The following is a 7,598-nucleotide window of genomic DNA, read 5'->3' on the forward strand; positions in this document are numbered from 1 at the left end:
ATAGACTTAGATTTACTTAAATAAGAATTTTGTTCAAATATATCTATCCCGGTGAACTATACAGGCACTCCTTTTATTTATTCTAATATGATTAGATAAAAGGAGTGATTGTAATGCCTTGGCAACAAAAAATTAATTATTTAATAGGGCGACCCGTAGGAATTTCCTTAACGAATGGACAAGGAACATCAGGAATTTTGTGTGGCGTATCTGGTACAAAGATTCTTGTTATTGAATACATGTATCAAGCCCAGTTCTCCCTAAAACAATACGATGCTTTTATGATTCAAGATATTAATGGTTTTCCACCTTGTCATAACCAACAGCCTCTTTATTAAAAAACAAACTCTCCTCTTTATAAGGAGAGTTTGTTTTTTTTAACTATAAACACTAGCACATGTGCCAGGTTTCGGTTCATAATAACAATGGTTTTTAAATTGACCAGCTAGTGGTTGATCATACCATGTTGGAGGGCATGGGGCATATGGATTGAAATACCAAAGAGCATATTTCCCAGGGTGCTGTCTCCAATAATCCAAGTTCTTCTTTGCTAATCTTTTTTCAGTACTTCTTGCTCTCTGATAAAACATATTTCCTTTTTGAACAGCTTCAAAAGAGTAATTTCCTCCTTGCACCTGATAAATAACTTGTGAAACTGTTCTTAAATTTTTGAAGTCTAAACAATTTGCTACCAGTCGATTAACAATTACATTTCCAACATATAACATCCCTTGTTGTCCTTCACCTTCGGCTTCTGCTCTCATCATCCTTGCCATTAAGGCAACGTCTGAACTTCGGTAACTTGCTCTTGGCATTTCATCACCTCAGAGATACAATTTAAAAGAGTTCTTATGTTAGTGTTATTGCTTATAAAATAATCTCAAACTTTATATATATGATATGCAAATATAATTTACATCATGGATCTTATCAGAAGAAAAAGCTCTATTCTACAAGAATAGAGCTTTTAAACATTTCCTGTACTATTTTGATCAGAAAAATCAGGATCTACAGTATTGGTTCCTGAAATTCCAGAATTTATGTTTACAAAAACTCCAGTATTACCTGATCCAGCTCCTGTTGCTGATTTAGTACTCGCCTTGGGTGAAACATAATAAGTATCTCCAAATGTTACAATTCCCCCAGTAACATTTGGAAGACAAACGTTCGCAATCAATATAGGCATGCTACTCATCCTTTTAGAGTTATAAATGTAGTAAATGTAATATATGAATTTCCTTCTTATTAAGTACCTTGACTACTAAGAATAAATTTTTATATACTGTGCAAACTACCCAAGATGGATGAATCATCAATTTACGACTACCTTTCAATAAACAGAAAAACCACTGATTAGGCCCAGTGGTTTTTCTGTTTTTCGTCTGTATATAGTATACATCCGTAGTTAACATATTGGATTTTCTGGGAAGTAAGCACAAAAACAGTAGAAATCCTGTATAAAATTAGTACTCGTCCGCACCCTTACGATCTTTTTTCATATTATACATTGAGCATTTCAATTTCATCAGACTTCCTATCTTCTATAAAAATCTTTGAATCTCTATCAGATTCAAAAAAACTACTGTTTGAGCTGAGCCACAGTAGTTTTTTCTGTTTTTTACGCTGTATATGATATACAAAGTTAGTTAACATAATGTCTCTTTCCGGTACACATCAAAAAAAGAATCCCTTGGCGTATAAGGATTCTCAAAGAGTTGGTTTCTCTCCAATATGCAACTTTTTATACATCCTTGATATGCCAAGGTTTCTACGAAAGGTGATTACTGAAAGAATGTATAAAAAGTGCACCTTTTATACATATGCTCAAAGTTGCCTTACATTGATTTAATTATAAAATAGTCGTAAAATTATTCTGACTACTTTTATGATTTGTAATGTTGTCAAAACCCTTAATATAAAAAGCCGCCTCTCTTACCATACACTCAAGAGGTGGCTTTTTATTTTGTTACTTTTTTACCTCGACAAATCATAGATGCATGAGGTATCTTATATCTGCACATGTTTCATCTTTTATCGAAACTAAATAGAAACCACACACATAAGAAAAGCTCTCAATATTGAGGGCTTTTCTTATGCCTTTAAAAAATTATGTGGCCGCCACTACAACTCTTTAATATGTTAAGCGTCTAAACGCGTCTGCTCATTTTCTAAAGGGCACTCTAATTTTAAATACGCTTCTTAAACTATCTCAAAATTAATAGGTTAGCTATTATATTAAAGGTATTATAATAAAAATAATAGAATAACACCTAAATGGGGGTGAACGCATTGTCAAACGCGTCTGAATATGGTTATTTTGCAAAAGACGTGGCATCCGACCTTGAAGTTACTAGGTCAACTCTAAGGCGTTGGTCTATCGAGTTAGAAAAAGCCGGATATAAATTTGAAAGAAATGAAAAGGATCAAAGAATCTACTATGATCGCGATTTTAAGGCGTTCAGAGAATTAAAGAAATTAATAAATAATAGCGTTGTACTAATAGACGCTATAAATGCTGTAGTATCAATGGATGTAGATGGTCTAAACGCATCGCAAACGCCTAGCGTTTATCGGGAAGAAACGCGTTTAACAAGGCAGTTTTTAGAAGAAGTTTTAGACGAAAAAATAAATAAAGCAATACAACAAGCTTTTGAAGAAGGACGCCAACAAGGGCAAAAAGAAATTAAAGAAATGATAAAAAAAACAGAAAAAAGATCTGAAGAACGAGATGATAATCTTATGTCTGTAATTAGATCAATACAAGAAGAAAAAGAAGAAGTTAAACAATTAATCGCGGCTTCTCAAGAACAAACGAAGAAGACTTTCTGGCAACGACTTTTTAGTAAGATCTAATTAGAGATACAGAAAGGTGTGTATTCACATTAAAAATTGTTCTATCTGTAATGAGCCGATAGAAGACATCAATAAAGCCCTTTTAAGAAAAATCCGTAAAGACGCCATGAAATTTCCAGGTTCTAAAAAAGAAGAAATGAAAAAAATCCACTCTTTAGCATTTAAGTTCTCTAATGAAAAAATATGTGAGTACTGCTACTTACGAGAAATGGCTAGGTTGACAACGATAATGAGAATTAAAGCAATGGAAAGTACAAAACCTTAAGAACAATTTGGTCCGCCTTGAGGCGGCCATACTAACCTTAAGGTTTTTATTTTTCTTACGAAAAATTATAAAAAGACCCTTGCAATTCTAGCAGCGAATTGCTATTTATATAGAGTGAGAAGGGACAAGTACAAGAATGTTGTTATATCAAGGTTTTTAAGGTATTAGGTGTTAGTTTTTTCTAACACCTGTGTTAGAAAAAACTAACACCTAAAAAATGTAAAAAAACAAAAAAAAAGAAATGCAAGAGCATTTCTAAAATAAATAAATTGGTAGGTTGTGTTTTTTCTTAGTATCTCCAACAGTAAAATTCTTCAAAGATCTTCGAAATATTTGTTGAGTAGCTCTATCAATTTTATCTTTAGGACCACAACATAGAATATTCGGATTAACAAACCAAGTACGAGAAGTACAATTACGGCCTTCTTCTGTAGTAATACCTGCTTCTGCTACTCCTAATATACCTTTTTTCAAAAGATCATTCATAATGACTGATAGTGGTGCTCTAGATTTACCTAAAGCTTTCGCTAAATATGTTGGCGTTGCTGCATTAACCTTTATCTCTTCACATTCCACATCTGCTTTTTCAATAATTACGTTTGATTTAATTTCTAAATATCTTGAAATATCTAACAAAAATGCTTTTTCCGCACTAGTTAAATAACCGACTTCACACAAATAATTGAGGTTTTCAGTAATAATTTGCACAAATTTCACCCCATCATTTTTCTTTCTTTTTTTAGCAATGAAATAATCGTCTCCAGTAGTTTTATGTAAAATCTGTAATAACATTTTTTGTTGCTCTGCTGATAGACCAACTTCTGCTTCACCAATTATTTCTTCAATCTTTGAATCTCTAATTCTTGCGTTCTTTTCTGCTTGATCTAGAGCTTTTTTCAATTTAATTCCCCCAATTTTTGTAGAAGGAATTAACCAACTTGTGTTATAATATAATTATCACAATATAAATAACGGAAGGTTAATTCCTTCGTTAATAGTTTTTAAGAAGAAGTCCTCCTAGTCGTCCAAAACTTGAGGGCTTTTTCTTATGTCTAATTTTCTACCAAATCTTTCATGAATGCAAGCCTATTTCGACTCCATTCGATGTTTTAACGCTGCAAGCAACTTATCATCCACTCGCTTAGGCTTGTATCCCATCCTGTCTACTAAAAGACCCTCTATGAGCTTCATACGAGCCGTATAAAGGCGATATTCACTTTCTCCGAACTCTATAACACTTTTCTCAATTTTAGCTCCTTCTGGCGCTTTCTGAACCGTTCTCATCAAATTGTAGCTTTTTGAACGCTCTTCTCGAACCAACCGAAGCAAGATTAACAAGTCATACGTATGAAAACCCTGAAGCTCCTGGAATGACAAAGATGAATCTTGTAAACTCACATATTCTTTTAGTTGAGGGCGCTTTATATGCAAAGGTGCTCCACAAACAGAACATGCTTCCTCCATACGATTATTTTCTGAATCACAATATAAACATTTCATCATAGGCTCCTACGGATCCTTATTCTTCAGAAACAGCTACTTCAGCTGCTGCTTTCGTTTTTTCTTTTACAACTACATCATGATTTAAAATCTTATCTTTGTTTTTACTTACATAAGATTGCAGTGCCTTAGCAATTCTTTCTGCTTCTTCTTCACTTTGAATCTCAAAGTGTTTTTCGAAGATCGCTCCGACTTGAATCAGTCGTCTTGTTCTTTCTTTTCTCTCTTTTTCTTTTTTACGCGCTTCAACTTGTTGTTTCTTCGCTTTCATCTTCTCGATTTTCTCTTCTAACTCCTGAAGAATTTCCTCATCTGTTCGCTTCTTCGGCACCCATCCTCATCTCCTTTTTCTGTTCTCTAATGTTTAAATTGATTATATCAAAAATTGAGATAAATTGATATTCTTAGCATAGATTCTCTCACCAGGATATGGTATAATTCCCTTAGATTGAAAAGATAAGGGCGCACTTATACATCGTACCGATGTGTGCGGTTCCTTCGGAACGAAAAGACAAAACCAAAGACCCATTCGCCTAGATGGCGAATTTCATAAAACCTGTTTGCCTATCGGCAAAGATGAAACCACCATCTGACACCTTTGGTGTTCATGATGATGATTTCATCAAAAACGGTGATTAGCGCACCATGTGCTCTCATCGCCTCATTCCTAAAACATAAATCCATTCTCAAGAAAGGAGGAACGAATCATGGCTATTTACCATCTGTCGATGCAAATTATCAGCCGTTCAAAAGGACAATCAGCTGTTGCTGCAGCTGCTTACCGCAGTGGCGAAAAACTACATGATGAACGTACAGACGAGCAAAAGTTTTATGCTCGTCATGTACAACCGGAAACCATGATTCTGACTCCTTCTCAAGCACCAGAATGGATGAAAGATCGGAACCGTTTATGGAATGAAGTTGAAAAAATTGAGAAGCGCAAAGACTCACAGTTGGCACGTGAATTGAACATTGCGTTACCAATTGAATTGAATCACGACCAACAAAAAGAACTCATTCATTCCTTTGCACAACATGAATTTGTTCAAAAAGGGATGGTGGCCGACATCGCCATCCATCGTGACGATACGAATAATCCTCATGCTCACATTATGTTAACCATGAGAGATTTAGATCAAGATGGTTTTGGCAATAAGAATCGTGATTGGAATGCTGATTTTGCCAATGCCAAAGAAAACAATCGTGGGTACGTAAAAAATAGCGAAGGCTGCTTATCTATTCGTGAACAGTGGGCCAACTATGCCAATCAAGCACTAGAACAAGCTCAAATCAATGAGCGTATTACCCATCTTTCTCATGAGAAGCGTGGACTCGAGACCTTACCAATGGTTCACTTAGGCCATGTCGCACATGACATGGGGAAGAAAGGGAAGAAAACAGATCGTGGCCAGATCAATAGAGAGCGCCAAGACTACAATAAGGTCGTGGTTGATTTACAAGCCTACCGTCACCAAAGAGAAGAACACGTAAAGAAAATGAAGGAAAAAGAGAAGCAATTCAGCTTTTCTACAGATATAGAGAAAACCTATATTCAAAAAGCTGCGTCTCTTGTAGGTCAAAAGGTTATTACCTTGGAAGATATTACAGCACGCCACGAAGAACTACGCAAAATGAGTGATCGTCATGATCCAATTGAGCGACACTTTCATGTACAACAACAACAATTCCTAAATGTCAGCAATTATTATGATCGTGTGAGGGATTTAGAGCGTGAAATCCAACGGAACGAAGAAAAGGTAGAGGAACTTAAGAAATCCCTTAATCCGTTTAAACTCAAAGAAAATAACATGATGAAACGACGTCATCTTGATAAAATTTCTGATTTAGAAAGTAACAAAGAAAGCTATGAAAGCAGCATTCAACAACATAAAGAAACTCTTCGTTTTTCGACAAAAGAAGAGTTCTATCAGCGTTACCAAGAATTCTCTCAAAAGAAAGAAAATCGACTCAATCAGATTACTTATGAGAAAAAACAAATTCAAGTCGAAACGAGGGTACTATTACAAGCTGAAGAAGCGATTAAACAAGCCAAAATCCGTGAGGTAAGCTCTTATTATCCAGAACTCAAAACAGCTGGCAAATACCTTACCTACAGCAATGCATTAAGGCTAGAACAGTATCACGATACTGCTCAACAAAATCAATTTAAGCTATCTAACATCAAAGAAAGTCTAGATGCTAACCAAAAGAAGCTAGACGAGTTCAAAAAACATCAGAAAATGGTTCGTATAGAGAAAGAACATGTCTCAACTATGAGTAAAGAAGTAGAAAAGCTGAACATCGTGGAGAAAATGCTTGATGAATTAGACAGAAGCCCAGGAGAAAAAGCCAAACGACTTGTCTCGAAAAAAGCTCGTCAAGAGTATGAAGAATTGCAACGTGAAGCTAAATATGGACGTGAAAATCTAAAAGAACTCGGCTATAAAGGACAACAAGATTTACAACAACAACAAAGCCGTATGAACACAATCGAGAAAACAGTCGTCCCATGGTTAGAAAAAGAAATAAAAACACATGAGAGTAACATAAACGCTCTAAATAACGTTTTTAATGCTGTTCAACAAGCTATTCATAGTCAAGAACAAGCACAACAAATAAGAAGATTTAGAAGTACAACAATAAACAGGTCAAAGAAACAAGGACCAGACCTTAGCCGTTAATAAGAAATTATATACGTGATTACACTTGCCTTAAGGCACTTTCAGTCAACTCAAGTTGACTATATCATGTAAATAAATCCTAATTCATTTATTTCGGTAACAGTTACTGCTATTTAACCTAAGGGTATTCTATAAGAGGGTTAAACTGTAATAGACTTAGATTTACTTAAATAAGAATTTTGTTCAAATATATCTATCCCGGTGAACTATACAGGCACTCCTTTTATTTATTCTAATATGATTAGATAAAAGGAGTGATTGTAATGCCTTGGCAACAAAAAATTAATTATTTAATAGGG

At 34.8% G+C, this 7,598-nt stretch carries 8 protein-coding genes; 3 read left to right on the forward strand and 5 right to left on the reverse strand.

The window, feature by feature from the left end:
* Nucleotides 1-113: 113 nt before the first annotated feature.
* A complete protein-coding gene (locus AC1D0Y_RS29050; RefSeq protein ID WP_477708386.1) occupies nucleotides 114-338 on the forward strand; it encodes a hypothetical protein in 225 nt (74 codons plus the stop codon).
* A 39-nt stretch (nucleotides 339-377) separates the two neighbouring features.
* Here the strand turns inward: AC1D0Y_RS29050 and AC1D0Y_RS29055 are convergent, their stop codons facing one another.
* Nucleotides 378-815: a cell wall hydrolase gene (locus AC1D0Y_RS29055; protein ID WP_477708387.1), complete on the reverse strand. Its 438-nt coding sequence runs from the start codon at nucleotides 813-815 to the stop codon at nucleotides 378-380.
* Between the two features lie 152 nt (nucleotides 816-967).
* On the reverse strand, nucleotides 968-1,186 hold the full coding sequence (locus tag AC1D0Y_RS29060) for a spore germination protein (protein ID WP_477708388.1): 219 nt from the start codon (nucleotides 1,184-1,186) through the stop codon (nucleotides 968-970).
* A gap of 1,103 nt (nucleotides 1,187-2,289) precedes the next feature.
* Between AC1D0Y_RS29060 and AC1D0Y_RS29065 the strand changes: the two genes are divergently transcribed.
* Nucleotides 2,290-2,853 carry a DUF3967 domain-containing protein gene (locus tag AC1D0Y_RS29065; protein WP_477708389.1) on the forward strand — a complete coding sequence of 188 codons (564 nt, stop codon included), beginning with the start codon at nucleotides 2,290-2,292 and terminating at the stop codon, nucleotides 2,851-2,853.
* A gap of 520 nt (nucleotides 2,854-3,373) precedes the next feature.
* Here the strand turns inward: AC1D0Y_RS29065 and AC1D0Y_RS29070 are convergent.
* From AC1D0Y_RS29070 to AC1D0Y_RS29080, 3 genes are all read right to left on the reverse strand, one after another.
* Nucleotides 3,374-4,018, reverse strand: coding sequence for a MarR family transcriptional regulator (locus AC1D0Y_RS29070; RefSeq protein WP_477708390.1), 645 nt, complete (start codon nucleotides 4,016-4,018; stop codon nucleotides 3,374-3,376).
* 186 nt (nucleotides 4,019-4,204) lie between these two features.
* Entirely contained in the window at nucleotides 4,205-4,618 is a 414-nt protein-coding gene (locus AC1D0Y_RS29075) for a hypothetical protein (protein WP_477708391.1), read from the reverse strand.
* A 19-nt stretch (nucleotides 4,619-4,637) separates the two neighbouring features.
* Nucleotides 4,638-4,949 (reverse strand): hypothetical protein, encoded by a 312-nt coding sequence (locus AC1D0Y_RS29080; protein WP_477708392.1) that lies wholly within the window; start codon nucleotides 4,947-4,949, stop codon nucleotides 4,638-4,640.
* A gap of 376 nt (nucleotides 4,950-5,325) precedes the next feature.
* Between AC1D0Y_RS29080 and mobQ the strand changes: the two genes are divergently transcribed.
* Nucleotides 5,326-7,299 carry a MobQ family relaxase gene (gene mobQ, locus AC1D0Y_RS29085; RefSeq protein WP_477708393.1) on the forward strand — a complete coding sequence of 658 codons (1,974 nt, stop codon included), beginning with the start codon at nucleotides 5,326-5,328 and terminating at the stop codon, nucleotides 7,297-7,299.
* Nucleotides 7,300-7,598 lie beyond the last annotated feature (299 nt).

It is taken from the genome of Priestia sp. P1_B12_1 (genome assembly GCF_056406695.1).

Coding starts and splice junctions, on each gene's coding strand:
- AC1D0Y_RS29050 (WP_477708386.1), top strand. CDS start 114: ATGCCTTGGCAACAAAAAATTAATTATTTAATAGGGCGACCCGTAGGA.
- AC1D0Y_RS29055 (WP_477708387.1), bottom strand. CDS start 815: ATGCCAAGAGCAAGTTACCGAAGTTCAGACGTTGCCTTAATGGCAAGG.
- AC1D0Y_RS29060 (WP_477708388.1), bottom strand. CDS start 1,186: ATGCCTATATTGATTGCGAACGTTTGTCTTCCAAATGTTACTGGGGGA.
- AC1D0Y_RS29075 (WP_477708391.1), bottom strand. CDS start 4,618: ATGAAATGTTTATATTGTGATTCAGAAAATAATCGTATGGAGGAAGCA.
- mobQ (WP_477708393.1), top strand. CDS start 5,326: ATGGCTATTTACCATCTGTCGATGCAAATTATCAGCCGTTCAAAAGGA.